This window comes from Kribbella sp. NPDC002412 (genome assembly GCF_053592935.1).
The window spans coordinates 1-15,063 of the sequence record NZ_JBSFBL010000106.1 but is presented as its reverse complement, the minus strand read 5'-3'; the positions used below and the strand labels follow the sequence as shown (position 1 = coordinate 15,063).

Annotated in this window: 21 protein-coding genes; 9 read left to right on the top strand and 12 right to left on the bottom strand. The window is 67.8% G+C overall.

The annotated features are described in order from the left end of the window. The coding region (locus ACWCOV_RS40490) for a serine hydrolase domain-containing protein (RefSeq protein WP_449834691.1) at nucleotides 1-869 on the bottom strand (869 nt) is incomplete at its 3' end. A 111-nt stretch (nucleotides 870-980) separates the two neighbouring features. Continuing rightward, entirely contained in the window at nucleotides 981-1,424 is a 444-nt protein-coding gene (locus ACWCOV_RS40485; RefSeq protein WP_449834690.1) for an iron chaperone, read from the bottom strand. A 121-nt stretch (nucleotides 1,425-1,545) separates the two neighbouring features. Here ACWCOV_RS40485 and ACWCOV_RS40480 point away from each other — a divergent pair, with 121 nt between their 5' ends. From ACWCOV_RS40480 to ACWCOV_RS40465, 4 genes are all read left to right on the top strand, one after another. Then, nucleotides 1,546-1,704 (top strand): hypothetical protein, encoded by a 159-nt coding sequence (locus ACWCOV_RS40480; RefSeq protein WP_449834689.1) that lies wholly within the window; start codon nucleotides 1,546-1,548, stop codon nucleotides 1,702-1,704. 36 nt (nucleotides 1,705-1,740) lie between these two features. Next, nucleotides 1,741-2,034: an AAC(3) family N-acetyltransferase gene (locus ACWCOV_RS40475; protein WP_449834688.1), complete on the top strand. Its 294-nt coding sequence runs from the start codon at nucleotides 1,741-1,743 to the stop codon at nucleotides 2,032-2,034. Nucleotides 2,035-2,113: 79 nt separating this feature from the next. Beyond that, entirely contained in the window at nucleotides 2,114-2,494 is a 381-nt protein-coding gene (locus ACWCOV_RS40470) for a YybH family protein (protein WP_449834687.1), read from the top strand. A gap of 3 nt (nucleotides 2,495-2,497) precedes the next feature. After that, a complete protein-coding gene (locus tag ACWCOV_RS40465) occupies nucleotides 2,498-2,929 on the top strand; it encodes an ester cyclase (protein WP_449834686.1) in 432 nt (143 codons plus the stop codon). Nucleotides 2,930-2,978: 49 nt separating this feature from the next. Here ACWCOV_RS40465 and ACWCOV_RS40460 read toward each other — a convergent pair whose 3' ends face one another. Next, nucleotides 2,979-3,392: a hypothetical protein gene (locus tag ACWCOV_RS40460; protein WP_449834685.1), complete on the bottom strand. Its 414-nt coding sequence runs from the start codon at nucleotides 3,390-3,392 to the stop codon at nucleotides 2,979-2,981. Between the two features lie 89 nt (nucleotides 3,393-3,481). Here ACWCOV_RS40460 and ACWCOV_RS40455 point away from each other — a divergent pair, with 89 nt between their 5' ends. Further along, the gene (locus ACWCOV_RS40455) at nucleotides 3,482-4,012 is read left to right on the top strand and encodes a GNAT family N-acetyltransferase (protein WP_449834684.1); all 531 of its coding nucleotides are present in this window, start codon (nucleotides 3,482-3,484) and stop codon (nucleotides 4,010-4,012) included. Continuing rightward, the gene (locus ACWCOV_RS40450) at nucleotides 4,002-4,202 is read left to right on the top strand and encodes a hypothetical protein (protein ID WP_449834683.1); all 201 of its coding nucleotides are present in this window, start codon (nucleotides 4,002-4,004) and stop codon (nucleotides 4,200-4,202) included. Before ACWCOV_RS40455 ends, ACWCOV_RS40450 begins: the two co-directional genes overlap by 11 nt. On the opposite strand, the gene ACWCOV_RS40445 is transcribed toward ACWCOV_RS40450, so the two are convergent. The 4 genes from ACWCOV_RS40445 to ACWCOV_RS40430 are packed head-to-tail and all read right to left on the bottom strand — an operon-like array spanning nucleotide 4,192 to nucleotide 7,374. Continuing rightward, nucleotides 4,192-4,869 carry a metal-dependent transcriptional regulator gene (locus ACWCOV_RS40445; protein ID WP_449834682.1) on the bottom strand — a complete coding sequence of 226 codons (678 nt, stop codon included), beginning with the start codon at nucleotides 4,867-4,869 and terminating at the stop codon, nucleotides 4,192-4,194. The genes ACWCOV_RS40450 and ACWCOV_RS40445 overlap by 11 nt on opposite strands. Next, nucleotides 4,866-5,735 carry a metal ABC transporter permease gene (locus ACWCOV_RS40440; protein WP_449834681.1) on the bottom strand — a complete coding sequence of 290 codons (870 nt, stop codon included), beginning with the start codon at nucleotides 5,733-5,735 and terminating at the stop codon, nucleotides 4,866-4,868. Before ACWCOV_RS40440 ends, ACWCOV_RS40445 begins: the two co-directional genes overlap by 4 nt. Further along, a complete protein-coding gene (locus ACWCOV_RS40435; RefSeq protein WP_449834680.1) occupies nucleotides 5,732-6,469 on the bottom strand; it encodes a metal ABC transporter ATP-binding protein in 738 nt (245 codons plus the stop codon). The genes ACWCOV_RS40440 and ACWCOV_RS40435 overlap by 4 nt, the downstream gene beginning before the upstream one ends. Next, the gene (locus tag ACWCOV_RS40430; RefSeq protein WP_449834679.1) at nucleotides 6,466-7,374 is read right to left on the bottom strand and encodes a metal ABC transporter substrate-binding protein; all 909 of its coding nucleotides are present in this window, start codon (nucleotides 7,372-7,374) and stop codon (nucleotides 6,466-6,468) included. Before ACWCOV_RS40430 ends, ACWCOV_RS40435 begins: the two co-directional genes overlap by 4 nt. Before the next feature lie 79 nt (nucleotides 7,375-7,453). Between ACWCOV_RS40430 and ACWCOV_RS40425 the strand changes: the two genes are divergently transcribed. Then, nucleotides 7,454-7,975, top strand: coding sequence for an NUDIX domain-containing protein (locus ACWCOV_RS40425; protein WP_449834678.1), 522 nt, complete (start codon nucleotides 7,454-7,456; stop codon nucleotides 7,973-7,975). Nucleotides 7,976-8,025: 50 nt separating this feature from the next. Here ACWCOV_RS40425 and ACWCOV_RS40420 read toward each other — a convergent pair whose 3' ends face one another. The 4 genes from ACWCOV_RS40420 to ACWCOV_RS40405 form a co-directional block, all read right to left on the bottom strand. Beyond that, nucleotides 8,026-10,068 carry a PQQ-dependent sugar dehydrogenase gene (locus tag ACWCOV_RS40420; RefSeq protein WP_449834677.1) on the bottom strand — a complete coding sequence of 681 codons (2,043 nt, stop codon included), beginning with the start codon at nucleotides 10,066-10,068 and terminating at the stop codon, nucleotides 8,026-8,028. Nucleotides 10,069-10,230: 162 nt separating this feature from the next. Next, nucleotides 10,231-11,055, bottom strand: coding sequence for a MauE/DoxX family redox-associated membrane protein (locus ACWCOV_RS40415; protein ID WP_449834676.1), 825 nt, complete (start codon nucleotides 11,053-11,055; stop codon nucleotides 10,231-10,233). Nucleotides 11,056-11,068: 13 nt separating this feature from the next. Beyond that, nucleotides 11,069-11,671, bottom strand: coding sequence for a cell wall protein (locus ACWCOV_RS40410; protein WP_449834675.1), 603 nt, complete (start codon nucleotides 11,669-11,671; stop codon nucleotides 11,069-11,071). 14 nt (nucleotides 11,672-11,685) lie between these two features. Beyond that, nucleotides 11,686-11,919, bottom strand: coding sequence for a hypothetical protein (locus ACWCOV_RS40405; RefSeq protein ID WP_449834674.1), 234 nt, complete (start codon nucleotides 11,917-11,919; stop codon nucleotides 11,686-11,688). A gap of 615 nt (nucleotides 11,920-12,534) precedes the next feature. On the opposite strand from ACWCOV_RS40405, the gene ACWCOV_RS40400 reads away from it, so the two are divergent. After that, entirely contained in the window at nucleotides 12,535-13,146 is a 612-nt protein-coding gene (locus tag ACWCOV_RS40400; protein ID WP_449834673.1) for a hypothetical protein, read from the top strand. A 159-nt stretch (nucleotides 13,147-13,305) separates the two neighbouring features. Here ACWCOV_RS40400 and ACWCOV_RS40395 read toward each other — a convergent pair whose 3' ends face one another. Further along, nucleotides 13,306-13,572 (bottom strand): hypothetical protein, encoded by a 267-nt coding sequence (locus tag ACWCOV_RS40395; protein ID WP_449834692.1) that lies wholly within the window; start codon nucleotides 13,570-13,572, stop codon nucleotides 13,306-13,308. Between the two features lie 463 nt (nucleotides 13,573-14,035). On the opposite strand from ACWCOV_RS40395, the gene ACWCOV_RS40390 reads away from it, so the two are divergent. Continuing rightward, the coding region (locus ACWCOV_RS40390; RefSeq protein ID WP_449834672.1) for a TerC/Alx family metal homeostasis membrane protein at nucleotides 14,036-15,063 on the top strand (1,028 nt) is incomplete at its 3' end.

The following is a 15,063-nucleotide window of genomic DNA, read 5'->3' as shown; positions in this document are numbered from 1 at the left end:
GCGCTGATGAACGTCTGCAGATCCTTCGTGGTCGAGAGCATGTCACCGGCGCCGGCCAGCAGGGAGAGGTTCTGCCGGCTGACGTCGACCACCTTCCATTCCCCTTCGACCTGGTAGCGGTAGTAGCCGTGGGCGTGCGGCCCGGGGAGCAGCGACCGGTTGCCCGGTACGACGGTGTTCTTCATCCCGAGCGGTCGAAGGATCCGCCGCTGCACCTCGTAGGCGTAGGAGTGACCGGTGACCTTCTCGATCACCAGCAACGCCAGCGTGTAGTTGGTGTTGGAGTAGCGCTGCTCGGCCCCCGGCGCGAACACGGGTGGCTTGGACAACGCCAGCTGCACCAGTTCTTCCGGCTGGTAGTTGTGGAACCGGTTGTCCACCCACTCCTGGCCAGTGACCGGGATCCCCGGGGTGACCTTCCCGTCGTACGTGTCGCCGGTGTAGTTGAACAACCCGCTGGTGTGCTGAAGCAGCATCCGCACGGTGATCCGGCGGTCGACTCCAAGCTCGGGCACGTAGTCGGCCACCGGGGCGTCCAGCTTGATCTTGCCCTCGGCCACCAGTTGCACCACCACGGTCGCGGTGACGGTCTTGGTGATGCTGCCGACCCAGAAGCTCCCGTTCGCCGGCGGCTTCGCGGTCGAGCCCAGCTTGCGCACCCCGGCGCTGCCGACCCACTCGCCCTGCTGATCGTGCAACCGCAGTTGGATGCTGCCGAATCCGGCATCCACGAACTCCTGCAGCGCCTGCTGCATCTCCGGCCGCTCGTGAGCCGCAGCGGCCTTCTGCGTCGCCGTACTGTCGGCGGTCGCCACGCTCGGCGCGGCCACCCCGGCCAGTACCGTGGCCGCCAGCACTGCCACCGCCACGCGCCGGCTCGGACTATTGGTTGTGTTTCGAAGTCTGTTCATGGCGGCAACACTCGCCCGCCCGACTGACACCGAACAGTCACTGCCCTGACACGGCCGACAGGTGCTGGATCAGCTGACGGCCTTCTTCACGAGGGCGGTGAGCTGCTTCTCGACGGCCGGGGTGAGCTTGGTCAGGGCGTAGGCGGTGGGCCAGATGTCGCCGTCGTCGAGGTTGGCGGGGTCGTTGAAGCCGAAGGTGGAGTAGCGGGACTTGAACTTGCCGGAGCTCTGGAAGAAGCAGACGTTCTTGCCGTCCTTGTAGTACGCCGGCATCCCGTACCACAGCTTCGGCGACAGCTCCGGCGCGGCGTCCTTGATGATCTCGTGGATCCGCTCCGCCATCACCCGCTCGTGCTCCGGCAACTCGGCGATCTTCTCCAGTACGGCGGTCTCCTCGTCCGCCTTCCCCCGCGCCGCCTTGAGCTCCCGGGCCCGCTGCTTCATCGCGTCCCGCTCGTCGTCGGTGAACCCGTCGTACGACTTGGTCTTGGAGGTCGAACCCTTGGTCGCCATCAGAATGCTCCTGCCTGCGTGGTCGGATCGAATCGAACAACTTCAGACTAGGGACCCGCCCACCGCGGCTGCTTCTCGAAAACTGATCGATCCGGGACGAGGCGGGAACTAGGGTCTGGGGATGGTTGGAGGTTGCGCGACAGTCGGGTCCCTGGCGGCTGACTTCCGCGCGCTCGGCGTACCGGCTGGTGGTGTGGTGCTGATGCATTCGTCGCCGCGGAGTCTCGGGTTCGTGACCGGCGGGCCGCAGGCGGTGGTGGAGGCGTTGCTTGCGGCGTAGCAGTCATCCGCAGTTCGCTTTGCCGCGTTGGGTGCGGTGTACCGGTTGAACGCGTCGGTGCTGCTGCTCGGCTGTGGATACGAGAACAACACCTCGATGCACTTGGCCGAGTGGCGCCGTACCGCCGCTCCTCGGCATGTCGGATCAGCCGCCTGGCAGGAGTGGGAGGACGTCGAGGACGACGAGGGCGACTTCGGTCAGATCGGTACGGCGTTCGAGGCGGCCGGCGGGGCGCGGATCGGCACCGTCGGGGCGGCGACCGCGCGACTGATGTCGCAGCGGGCGGTTGTCGACTTTGCGGGGGAGTGGATGGCGCGCAACCGGGGGTGAGCGGCTCTTATCAAGCGGTGAGCGCGGGCTTAGCGTGGAGGTAGGACCTGGGGGTGGTCTAGCTAGGGGGATGGTTGTCGTGGGTGCGTTGGAGGCTGCGGTTCGGGACGTCATGGGGGCGTTTGACCGGCAGGAGTACGGCGGGATCTTGCGGCTCGCGATGCCGGACGCGCAGGGGGTGGACGAGATCGCGCGCCGGTGGTTGCGGGACGCGGACGAGGTCGAGGCGTATTTCAAACAGTTGGAAGGTGCGGTCGACGACGTGAGCTCGACGTTGTCGGACGTGCGGGAGGACGACTGGGGTGACGTCGGGCTGGTGACGTGCTGGCTCGAGCAGGACTACACACTGGACGGCGAACCGCGGCACGTCTCGGCGCCGTCGTCGTTCGTGCTGCGCCGGTACGAAGGTGAGTGGCGGATCGCGCTGATCCACACCGTCCCGCTGCCCGAGGAGGGGTGAACCGTGTCGCGGGACGTGGTCGCGGAGGTCGAGGAGCGGACGATCGCGGCGTGGAGTGAGCACGACGTCGAGGGGATCGTCGCGATGCTGGCGGAGAAGTTCGTCTGGACCGACGTCGGGCTGCCGGAGCCGATGCGGACGCTGGACGAGGTCCGCGCGTACGTCCGCGGCTGGATCGACGCCTTCCCGGATCTGCGGGTGAACCGCACCAACCGGGTGGTGGCCGACGACGCGGTCGCCGGCGAGGTCGAGTTCATCGGCACCAACACCGGCCCACTCGTTGTAGCCGGCAACCAAATCCCGCCGACCGGCCGCTCCATCGTCGGCCGCGGCGCCTACTTCGCCCACTTCGAGGGCAACCACGTCACCGAGTTCCACGCCTACCCCGACCTGGCCGGCATGATGACGCAACTGGGCCTGATGCGAGGCGCGTGACCGCTACGCCGAGTGCGGCGCCCCACCAGCTGGGCGCCGCCACGGCCGATCAACTGACCGGAGCAGCGCCACCCTCCTCGACGGCGTCCGTTGTGCTTCCGCCGGACGGGACGACGTACCCGCGCAGGGCCCACCGCGCGACGACACTCAAGACCAGGGTGACGGCAAGGACGGAGTGACTGGCCCAGCGCACCGGATCAGCCGCGCCGGCCTGATCCAGGAGCCACTGGATCGGCCAGGCCAGGCCGATGGCAGCGATGAATGCCAACACCAGGCAGAACGCGAGGAGATGGCGTGGCTGCATCCCGTCGTACGGAAAGAGATAACACCAAACGACGACGAGGACGATTGCACTGATGCCGGTGTTGACCGCCTCCCAAGCGCCCGCCTCGGTCAGCGGGCCGACGCCAACGGCCAGCACGGCGATCAGCAGTGCGCCGGGATCGACGCGAGTCTTGTCCATGTGGTCCCCCCACAGCGTTGCGGTTGTATGCCGACCTCATCGCCTCTCACTCCGCCGCGTTACAGGTGGCCCGGCATAGGGTTTGGGCTGTGGTGGAGTTTGGGGTGTTTCCGGGGCGGCTCGAGACCGAGCGGTTGTGGTTGCGGCGTTGGAAGCCGACGGACGCTGAGGTTTACCGGGGGTTGTGGCTGGAGCGGGATCCGCGGGCGCTGCGGCGGATCGGTGCTGACGGCCGGCCTACGGTGGACGAGATGCGCGGCTGGTTGACGGAGAATCCGCGGGCGGCGGTGGAGGGGTTAGGGCTACTGCCGATCGTGCGGCGGCGTGAGGGGGATGTGATCGGGTACTGCGGGCTCACCGTCGGGCAGGCGAGCTTCGAGGAGCCCGAGATCGCGTATGAGCTGGCCAAGCGGGCCCATGGGTTCGGCTACGCGACCGAGGCCGCGCGAGCTGTGCTCGAGGCGGCGGCCGCGACCGGCCGGAAGCGGTTGTGGGCGACCGTGCGGGAGTGGAACGCGCCATCCTTCCGCGTCCTGGAGAAGCTCGGCTTCCACGACAGCGGCCGGGTCGACGAGGACCCGCAACGAGGAAACTCGATCTGGATGACCTATGAGTGCTGAAGAGACAGAGTTCCCGCGGCGGATGGGAAAGGTCGCGCCCCGCGAACTGGCCGCCAACGGCTACACCCGCTACGACCAACTCACAACAGTCACCCCAGCCGACCTCCTCAAGATCCACGGAGTCGGCCCCAAGGCGATCCGCATCCTCGAGGAGGAACTGACCGCCCGCGGCCTCAGCTTCAAGAAGTAGACCTGGGTACGACGCGGATGGCGAAGGCTGTTTCGCGGTTCAGGACGACTGAGGTGCCGTTGTGGTCGATGTCGACGGAATCCTCGTGGTGGTGGTTGACCGTGAGGTCGGTGCCGATGGTGATGCCGAGTTGGTCGAGTTGGCGGAGGAGCTCGGGGTCGCTGTCCGAGACCCGGGCGACCCGCGCACGCATGCCGGGGTCGACGGTGTCCAGGCGCAGTTGGTCGTCGTTGGGAAGGGTGCCGTCCGACCGGGGGATCGGGTCGCCGTGCGGGTCGTGAGCGGGCTCGCCGAGGCGGCTGGCCAGGCGGTCGATGAAGGTGTCGGAGACCGCGTGCTCGAGGATCTCGGCCTCCTCGTGGACCTCGTCCCAGGTGTAGCCGAGGTAGTCGACCAGGAACGTCTCGATCAGCCGGTGCTTGCGGACCATCGCGAGCGCGATCCGCTGTCCCTCCGGGGTCAGCTCGATCGCGCCGTACCGGGCGTGTGCGAGCAGGCCGCGCTCGGTGAGCTTGCGGACGAGCTCGGACACCGACGACGGCGACAGGCCGAGGCGGGTGGCGAGTGCGCCGACGGTCACCGGTTCCTCGGACCACTCCCGGGCGTTGAAGACCGCCTTGAGGTAGTTCTCGACGACTCTGGACTCCATCGCGTCCTTCCGCTTCATGCCACCGCGGCCGCCCGCCGGCGGCTGGCCGCCAGGTGCCGGCCGAGCACCCCGTGGCGCGGGCTGAACAGGTACACCAGGGCGAACACGACACCCTGGACGACGACCACGAGCCCGCCGGACGCGGCGTCGAGCCAGTAGCTGAGGTAGATACCCAGGACCGAGCATACGGCGGACATGACCGGCGCGATCACCAGCATCCGGCCGTGCCGGTCGGTGAGCAGGTACGCCGTCGCGCCCGGGATGATCAGCATCGCCACCACGAGGATCACCCCGACCACCTGCAGCGCGACGACCGCGGTCAACGCCAGCATCCCGAGCAGCAACGCGCCCAGCCGCCGCGGCGACAGCCCGATCGCGTGCGCATGGATCGGGTCGAACGCGTACAGCGTCAGGTCGCGCCGCTTCAGCACCAGGACCACCAGCGCGAGAACGGCCAGTACGGCGATCTGCACCAGATCCTGCGTCGAGACCCCGAGGATGTTGCCGAAGATGATGTGGTTCAGGTCGGTCTGACTCGGCGTCACCGACACGAGCACCAGCCCGAACGCGAACAACGTGGTGAACACGATCCCGATCACCGCGTCCTCCTTCACCCGGCTGGTGTCGCGGACGATCCCGATCAACGCGACCGCAAGGAACCCGAACACCACCGCCCCCAGCGCGAACGGAGCGCCCAGGATGTAGGCGATCACCACCCCGGGCAGTACGGCGTGGGACACCGCGTCACCCATCAACGACCACCCAAGCAGCACCAGCCAGCACGACAACACCGCGCACACGACCGCCGCGAACACCGTCGTGATCAGCGCCCGCACCATGAAGTCGTACTGCAAAGGCTCCAGCAGGAAGTCGACCGGGGTCACGCCGCACCTTCTTGCTCGAGTACGTCGAGACCGAAAGCGCGGGCCAGGTTGACCGGCTGCAATGCCTCGGCAACCGACCCATGGAACAGCACTCGCCGCAGCAACAAGACTGCCTCGTCCGCCAGCGCAGGCAAGGCATGCAGATCGTGCGTCGACACCAGCACAGTCCGGCCGTCCGCCGCCAGCTCCCTGAGCAGCCCCACGATCGTCGCCTCCGAGCGCTTGTCGACCCCTGCGAACGGCTCGTCCAGCAGCAGGATCTGCGCGCCCTGCGCGATGCCTCGGGCAACGAACGCGCGCTTCTTCTGCCCGCCGGACAGCTGCCCGATCTGACGGTCGGCGTACTCGGTCAGCTCGACCCGCTCCAACGCCTCGGCAACGGCCGCGCGATCCGCCGGGCGTGGCCGCCGGGTGAACCCCTGATGCCCGTACCGGCCCATCATCACCACGTCGTGCACCGACACCGGGAACGCCCAGTCCACGTCCTCGTTCTGCGGGACGTACCCGACGCGCCCCTGTTTCCGCGCCACCGCCGGATCGGCCCCGTCGAGCCGGACCCGGCCCTCGTCCGGCCGGATCATGCCCATGATCGCCTTGAACAGCGTCGTCTTCCCGGACCCGTTCATGCCGATCAGCCCGGTCACCTTGCCCGCCTCGACGGTCAGCGAGACCCGGTCCAGCGCGAGCACGTCGCCGTACCGGGCAACGATGTTGTCGACCTCGATCGCTCTCATGAGCTGCGTCCCGTCAGTCCGCGGATGATGGTGTCGGCGTCGTACCGGATCAGGTCCAGGTACGTCGGGACCGGGCCGTCCGCCTCGGACAGCGAGTCGACGTACAGCGTGCCGCCGTACTCGGCGCCGGTGCCGTTGGCGACCTGCCGCATCGCCTTGTCCGAGACGGTCGACTCGCAGAACACCGCCGGTACGGCGTTGGCCTTGACGAACTCGGTCGCCGAGGCGATCTGCTGCGGTGTCGCCTGCTGCTCGGCGTTGACCGGCCAGATGTACTTCTCGGTGAGGCCCGCGTCGCGCGCCAGGTAGGAGAACGCGCCCTCGCAGGTCACCAGCGCGCGCTGCTTCTTCGGCACCGCCGCCAACTCGGCGACGAGCTCGTCCTGCACCTTCTGCAGCTCCGCCTTGTACTTCGTCCCGTTCGCCGCGTAGGCGCTCGCGTTCGGCGGGTCGAGCTCGGAGAACGCGGTGACCATGTTGTCGACGTAGACCTGCACGTTCTTCGGGCTCATCCACGCGTGCGGGTTCGGCTTGCCGGCGTACGAGTCCTCGGTGATGTCCATCGGCGCGACCCGGTCGGAGACGACCTTGTGCGGTACGTCGACCGACTCGACGAACTGCTGGAACCACAGCTCCAGGTTGAGGCCGTTGTCCAGGATCAGGTCGGCGTCGGAGGCCTTGCGGATGTCGCCCGGGGTCGGCTCGTACCCGTGGATCTCGGCGCCCACCTTGGTGATCGACTCCACCCTCAGGTGGTCGCCGGCCACGTTGCGCGCGACGTCGGCGAGCACCGTGAACGTGGTCAGCACCACCGGCTTGCCGTCACCCGTCGCCTGGCTGGTCGAGCACGCGGGCAGCACCGCGAGCGCCAGGACCGACAGCAGGGCAGCGAGAGTTTTCGGCACACCGAAAATCTAAAAGTTCGGCGCACCGAAAACAAGGCCGGATTGCGGATCGGCCGACCGGCTGCGAGGGTGCTGAACCGTGGACGACGACATCCGCCGCGGCGACCTGCGCGCCGAGGGCGAGCCGGAGCAGGAGTTCAACCCCGGGATCGCGGCCCGGCTGCCCCGCAAGACCGTGGCCGGCGGCGCCCTCGTCCGGGACGAGGCCGGCCGCATCCTGTTCCTCGAGCCGACCTACAAACCCACCCTCGACATCCCGGGTGGCATCGCCGAGTACGACGAGTCGCCGTACGACGCCTGCGTCCGCGAGGTCCAGGAGGAGATCGGTCTGGCGCTGCCGATCGGGCCCCTCCTGGTCGTCGACTGGGTCCCGGCCCTCGGCGTCTGGTCCGACGCCCTCGCCTTCGTCTTCGACGGCGGCGTCCTCGACCAGCCCACCATCGACCGTCTGATCCTCGACCCGACTGAAGCGCGAGCTCACCACTTCCTCACCCTCGAGCAGGCGACCCCTCGCCTCCGTCCGTCGATGGCTCGCCGCCTGACCCGCGCCCTCCAAGCCCTCACGACCAACTCTCCGACCTATACCGACTTCGGCCGTTGATTTGCCGTTCGCCGGCTCCCCGTTGACGACAGGGAGCCGGCGACCGTGGGTCAGGAGAACTTGAGACGGACGATGACGTTGTCGATGACGGTCGGGGTGCCGCCGTTCCTGTCGTTGTTGGTCGACGTGAGCCAGAGGCCGCCGTCGGGGGTTCGGGTGATGCTGCGGAGGCGGCCCCAGCGGCCGGAGAAGACAGCTTGCGGAGTGCCGACGCCGGTGCCGGAGGAGTTGATCTGCGTCACCCACAACTGCTGGCCGGTGACGCCGGCGATGTAGATCCAGTCGTTGACGATCTCGACGCCGCTCGGTCCGGCCTGGGCGGTGGACCAGGTGCGTTTCGGCGCGATGTAGCCGCCGCAGTCGCCGATGGTTCCCTCGCAGGCCGGCCAGCCGTAGTTGCCGCCCTTCTGGATCAGGTTGAGCTCGTCCTGGCTGTTCTCACCGAACTCGGCGGCCCACAGTTGGCCGCGCGAATCCCACGCGAGGCCCTGTGGATTGCGGTGACCGAGGCTCCAGACGTAGCGGGCGTTGCCGCCGGTGCTGAAGAACGGGTTGTCGCTCGGCGGCGTGCCGTCCGGGTTCAGCCGCAGGATCTTGCCGTTCAGGGAGTTCCGGTTCTGCGAGTTGCCGGAGTTCTTCGCGTCGCCGACGGTCGCGTACAGGTTGCCGTCCGGACCGAACCGGATCCGCCCGCCGTTGTGGTAACGGTTCTTCCCGAGCCCGGTCAGCACCGGTTCCGAGATCGTGCCGAGGACGCCGTTCTCGTACTTCATCCGCACGATCCGGTTGTCGTTCGCGGCGGTGTGGAAGAAGTACACCCAGTGGTCGGTCGCGAAGTTCGGCGACAGCGCGAGGCCGAGCAGCCCGCCTTCACCGGTCGTCGTGACCGCGCCGGGCACCTTGCCGAGCGTGGTCTTCTGCCCGGTCGACGTCACCCGCAGCACCTCGAACCGGTCCCGCTCGGTGACCAGCGCGGACCCGTCCGGCAGGAACGCGACACTCCAGCCGAGATCCACCTTGGCGATGTCCCGGTCGTACGCCGGGATGCCGCCCGCCCCGCTGGTCGACGTACGAACGGTCACCGCATTGCTCGCCGCGGACGCGTTGCCGTCGGGGTCACGGGCCTGCACCGTGAAGGTGTACTCCGTGTTCGGCGCCAAGTTGGTCACCGTCGCGGTCAACGAGTTGGTCGACGAGACCTTGGTCGCGCCTTGGTAGACGTCGTACCCGGCGATGCTGCCGCTGTTGTCGGTGGACGCGTTCCAGGCGAGCGAGACGCTGTTCGCGGTGACGCCGGTGGAGCGCAGGCTTCCGGGCGCGGTGGGCGGCTGCGTGTCGCCGCTCGGGGGAGTGGTGAACGTGACCACGTTGCTCTGCTGCGAAGCGTTGCCCGCGGCATCGAAGGCCCCGACCGAGATGTCGTACGACGTGTTCGCCGTCAACGTGTCCACGGTCGCGGTCAAGGTGGTGCCGTCGACCACCTCGAGGATGTTGCCGCCGCGGTTGACCTCGTACCGGACCACGCCGACGTTGTCCGCCGCGGCCGACCAGGTGAACGTGGCCGCGTTGGACTTGATGTTGCTGACGGCAAGGTTGCTGGGCGGCGACGGTGGTTCGGTGTCGTCGGTGGTGGGGGAGACGGTCAGCTTGTCCGCGTTCGGCCCGCCGTCGGCGGTCGTGGCGCGGGCCCGGATCGTGTTCGTGCCGGCAACCAGTTGGAGCCGGACCGTCTTGGTCTGCCAGGTGGTCCAGGCGCCGGTACCCGGGAAGGTGATCCCGACCGCGCCGGCGACGCCGTTGACGGTGAAGTCCATCGGGCGAGCCGCCGTCGTACCGTTCGCATATCTCAGCGTGACGTCGGCCGGGCCCGCCGGCGCGGAGACGGTCCACTCGACGTAGCTGCCGACGACGTTGTCGTAGTTGACGAAGCCGGCGCCGGTGTAGCCGGCGTGGTTGGACTCGACGACACCTTGCGAGATGGTGGCGTTCTCGGCCTGGTAGTCGGTCGGTGCCGCGGTGGCGGCCGGTGGTGATGCGGCGGCGAGCGCGACCACGACGGCCAGTGCCGCGCGACAGGCGGAGCGGACGATCATGAGGTCTCCTGGTGTCCGGGGCGGAGGAGCTGCAGGGGAACCACGCATTCATTAGGAAACCTTCCTAACGATAGTCGGCATCTCACCACCGGCGCGCACATCGTGTCAACAGCACGAAGCCCTCGCGGATCCGCTCCGCGAGGGCTTCGTTGGTGGTTGTTGTCAGCCGGCAGTGGCCAAGACCGTCGGCCGGTAGAGGGTCTGACCGGACGTCTCGTCGACGACCGCGACCCGGACCGATTCAGGTGTGGAGTCGTGATGCGGTACGGCGAACACGGCAGTCGCCGGCCGGCCGTCGTACCTGGCGGTGTAACTGACGAACCGCCAGTCCTCGTCGTCCCAGTAGTCGTGGATGTCGGACCGCAGCAACCCGTTGACCGCGCGGTACGCCGGACTGAGGATCAGCCGGCGCTGAGTCGCCGCGAGCGGCACTCCGTCGGTCGCGGTGCCGCTGAGCGGATGCGTGATCCGCAACCGCAGCCGGCGCAACGGCAGCAGCCAGTACCGATCCAGCTCGGCGGACAGCATGACGAACAGCGCCGCCTCGGGGATCAGGACGAGGACTGCTCCTGACCACCAGCCGGTGCTTGCCGTTGCGGCCGCCACGGCGGTTGCCAGTAGCAACAACGCCCGGGCGATCGCCCTTCGGCCGACCGGTTTCGCCGACGCGCCCAGGCAACCGCAGGACGCCTCCGGGACCACGATCTTGGCGTAGACCAGGTACCCGGTGAAGCCGGCCGCCAGCGTTGCGGCCGCGATCGCCTCGCCAGTCGCTGCAGGCGGCGCCAACAAGGCCAGCGCGATCACCGCCTCGACGACCCCGACCGCGCGATAGGCCGTCGCCGTACGCTCCTCGCCGACGATGCGCGGCAACGCCGTACGCTTCGCCTGCTCCGCGCTGTCCTTCCCGAACTTGTCGTACGACGACCAGAGCAGGAGCAACCCGATGAGCAGCGGCTGGGCAGCCGCCACCTGCTGTGCGAACATCGCGGCCTCCCGCTCAGTTCGACGCGTAGATCGTCGCGATGTCGATCTCGTTGGTCCCCGGCCGCCAGGCGCCGATCACCTGCGCGTGCCGGCCGACCTTGAGCATCGACAGGTCCGACACCGCCGGCGTCCCGTTGTAGACGGCCGCGGTGAGTCCGGGCTGCACGTGCCCGACGACCTTCTGGCCGTGGTGGTCGAGGTGCAGCGCGCCGCGCCCGATCGAGTTGATGCTCACCGTGAGGTTGACGATGTTGACCCACACCGACTCGGCGGCGAGGATCCCGTCCGGCATCATGACGCCACGCGCGTACATGCCGTCGCCGACCCGGACCTCGTCCAAGGTGGTCGGCCGCAGCTTCCAGACACTGGTCACTCCGGTCAGCTGGATCCGGTGCAACCTGCCGTCGGAACCCTGCACCTGCAGGAGATCCCGGTTCCGGCCCATGATCAGTCCCTCGGCGAAGTTCGGGTCCGGCTGACCCGCGTCCGGGAACTGCGAGGCCGTGGCGAACGCGGTCTCCGGAGCGAGCGAGCCCATGGCGCTGGTCGCAACCAGGCCGGTGGCGCCGAGAGCGGCGCGGGTGAGCAGGGACCTGCGGTCCATCTTCGTGGTCATCTCACTCATCCCCTTCAGCCCACGTTGACGGTGCAGGGGACCAGGCCGGCGCTCAGGCTCGCGATCGCGGAGAACGCGGCCGGAGTGAGGTCGATGATCCGGTTGGAGGCGCAGGTGCCACCGCAGCAGGCACGCTCACCACAGAACAGATCCGTCTGCGGACCACAGTCCGCGATCGAGGTGACCACCCGCGCCCCGTTGCACAGGTTGGTCGTCGAGTGCCGGAACCCGCAGGTCCGCCGGGACATCCCGGTGATCCCGCACGAGTCCGGCCGGGTGATGGCGTAACACGCGTCCGAGGTGTTCGGCCACGCGTGCTGGAAGTTCCCCGAGTGACAGGTTCCGCAAGCACCACGTCCGGTGCTCGCACAGGGTCCCCATGCGTTTCCGCAACAGAACCATGAGACTTCGCCGTTGATTCCGGCCATGACGATTTCCTCCAGGTCTAGGGGCGGACAGACCTTCTGAATTCTTTGTACCGCGATCGTGCGGAATCTCACAGACTTCAGACCCGAAATGGAAACTTTTTGACCTCCATGGAAAGGGTGGTTGTTCGAGGCAGACGTGGTCGACCCTCGCCGGCTGCAACGCGCGGCTCCTTCGTCGCGTGCTTCGACGCCAGCCCCCCACCCCCTCGCGCTCGCGACGCTCGCTGGTGCGCTCGCGCTGCTCGCGGTTGGCTCGCGGTGCTCGCCGGTGTGCTCGCGCTGCTCGCCGGTTGAGTGCGGGGTGGTCGCGGGTGGGCGTGGTGGTCGGTGCGGATGTGGTTGGTGCGCCGACGCGGAAGCGTGTGATTGTCGGCCCGGGCTCACGGCTCACGGCCGACGGCGACTCGCGACCGTCGGGGCGGCAGGATGGCGGGTATGCGGATCATCGAGGCGAGCTCGGAGGACGAGATGGTCGCGAGCTTTCTCCTCGGGGAGCTGGGCTCGGAGCGCTTCGGGTCAAACCTGCTGCGGGCTCTGGCAGAACTGGGTCTGCCTACGACGCTCGTTACTGACGCGAAGCTGGCCGACGCGGAGGCGAACGAGTTGCGGCGTCAGGTGCTCGGGGACTTCCGCGGGTATCGGCAGAATCGCGAGCTGTTCACGGGCTTCCCGGATGACGTCACCTGGCAGCGTGTGGCTCTCTCGCCGGTCGAGCTCCTGGACGTGCGCTACATCGACTACAGCTACTGGACGGCGCTGACCAACGGATCCCGGCGACCAACCGACGCCGCTCGGTTCATCCGCGGCGGAGGTCTCGTGTTCGGTTCCATGCCCACCGGACACTTTCTCGCTCTCGCGGACGCATTCCGGCAAGGAGTCGGCTGGCAACCGATCATCTGCGTACGGGCCGGTGGCAACCATCCGGTCGTGGTGCTCGAGGGGCACGCCAGGCTCACCGCGATGGCCCTGGCCCGAGAGTGTCTACCTGACGAGGTGCAGGTGCTGCTGGGATCGTCTGCAGCAATGCCCGAGTGGTCGTGCTACTAGGCCGTGTTGCCAAAGGTCTGGACCCGGTGGAGTGTGGCTGCGAGGCGCTGACCGGAGTGGTGGTTTCGGGCAGGCTTGTCTGATCGCATTGCGAGCCCACGCGCGAGCGCTCCCGGGGCCGCAACGTCGTAGAGCGGTGCTTCAACAGGCGTCGACTGGTCAGACGGGATCGGTGAACGAGATCGGCTTGCCGGTGGCGCGGGCGTAGGCGATCTCCCTGCTCGTGGACTCGCCGATATACCCGCCGGGGTTGACGACCAGAACGCGGTCAGCCAGGTCGATCTTGCGCAGGTGGAGGGCGCCCAACGCGGTCTTCTGCTCGTTGGTGATGAACTCGTTCGCTTCGTGATCGTCGGCGCGCGGGAAGACGCCTGGCGCGACGACGATGACGCCTGCAAAGGTCAAGTCGCGGTTCGCCGCGCGCATCTCGTCCACGAACCGGGTAGAGCCGCAGATGCACACAATCTCAGGCCGGTCAGGCACAGCTCAGTCCTTCGGATCGAACGGGTAACCGTCAGTGCGCGCGTTGACGTCACGGACAGGTGGAGCGTAACCACATGCATCGACCGCACCAACCCGCGGTCGGCCGCATCCCCGTCGAGCCACCACGCCAAGCCGCGAGGGTCGACTGCGTTCAGCGGATGCTGGCGGGGGAGGTTGTATGCGGTATACGATGCAGGAGATCCATTGGTGCTGGATATAGTTGGAGTACACGAGGAGGGGAGTATTCCTCTCGGGCGGCCGATACGTGCGCCCGTAGCGGCAGTGTCGTCATCACGGGAGGCCTGGGCGGCCGAACCGGTGCTGCCGGCCTGGACGAGGTCCGGGCGGAAGAGACCTCCGGACCAAGCTGCACGCCGTCGTCCGGAGGTTCGTCATGGTCTCTGTCATGCCCTCTGTCGTCTGGGTTCTCACGATTGCCGGACTGCTGGCGATCGTCGCGTTCGACCTGATCGTGATCGCGCGGCGCGATCACAGCGTGACGATCAAGGACGCGACCCGGTGGGTGCTGTTCTACGTCGGGCTGGCGGCGTTGTTCGCGGTCGGGTTGTTCTTGTTCAGCCCGGGGACGGGCACGACCGGCGGCGAGTTCGTGGCCGGGTACATCACCGAGTACAGCCTGAGTGTCGACAACCTGTTCGTGTTCGTGATCATCATGGCGCGCTTCGCCGTACCGAGTCTGGCGCAGGACAAGGTGCTGTACGTCGGCATCGTGGTGTCGATGGTGCTGCGGGCGGTGTTCATCCTGGCCGGGGCGGCGGCGATCGCGGCGGCGAGCTGGGTGTTCTACATCTTCGGCGCGTTCCTGGTGTACACCGCGGTCCGGCTGGCGCTCGAGGGCGACAACGACGAGACCGACTTCCAGGAGAACGCCGTACTGCGGGGGATGCGCCGGATCCTCCCGCTGTCGCATGACTACGACGGCGCCAAGCTGACGACCCGCGTCGGCGGCCGGCGGATGGTGACGCCGCTGGTGATCGTGATCGCCGCGATCGGGATGGCGAACGTGATCTTCGCGCTCGACTCGATCCCGGCGATCTTCGGGCTCACCCAGGACGCCTACATCGTGCTGACCGCCAACGCGTTCGCGCTGATGGGCCTGCGCCAGCTGTACTTCCTGATCGGCGGGCTGCTGGAGCGGGTCATCTACCTGAACGTCGGCCTGTCGGTGATCCTGGCGTTCATCGGCGTGAAGCTGATCATCGAGGCGCTGCACGGTTCGCACATCGACGACATCGGCGCGATCCACCTGCCGCACATCGGCATTCTCACCTCGCTCGGCTTCATCGCCGGCACCCTGTTCGTGACCACGGTCGCGAGCTTGATCAAGTCGTCGTACGACCGGCGCCGGGTCGAGGTCATCCAGCATCACGTTCCTGCTCGGCCGCCCACGGCGGGACGCCCGGCTGGAGCTCG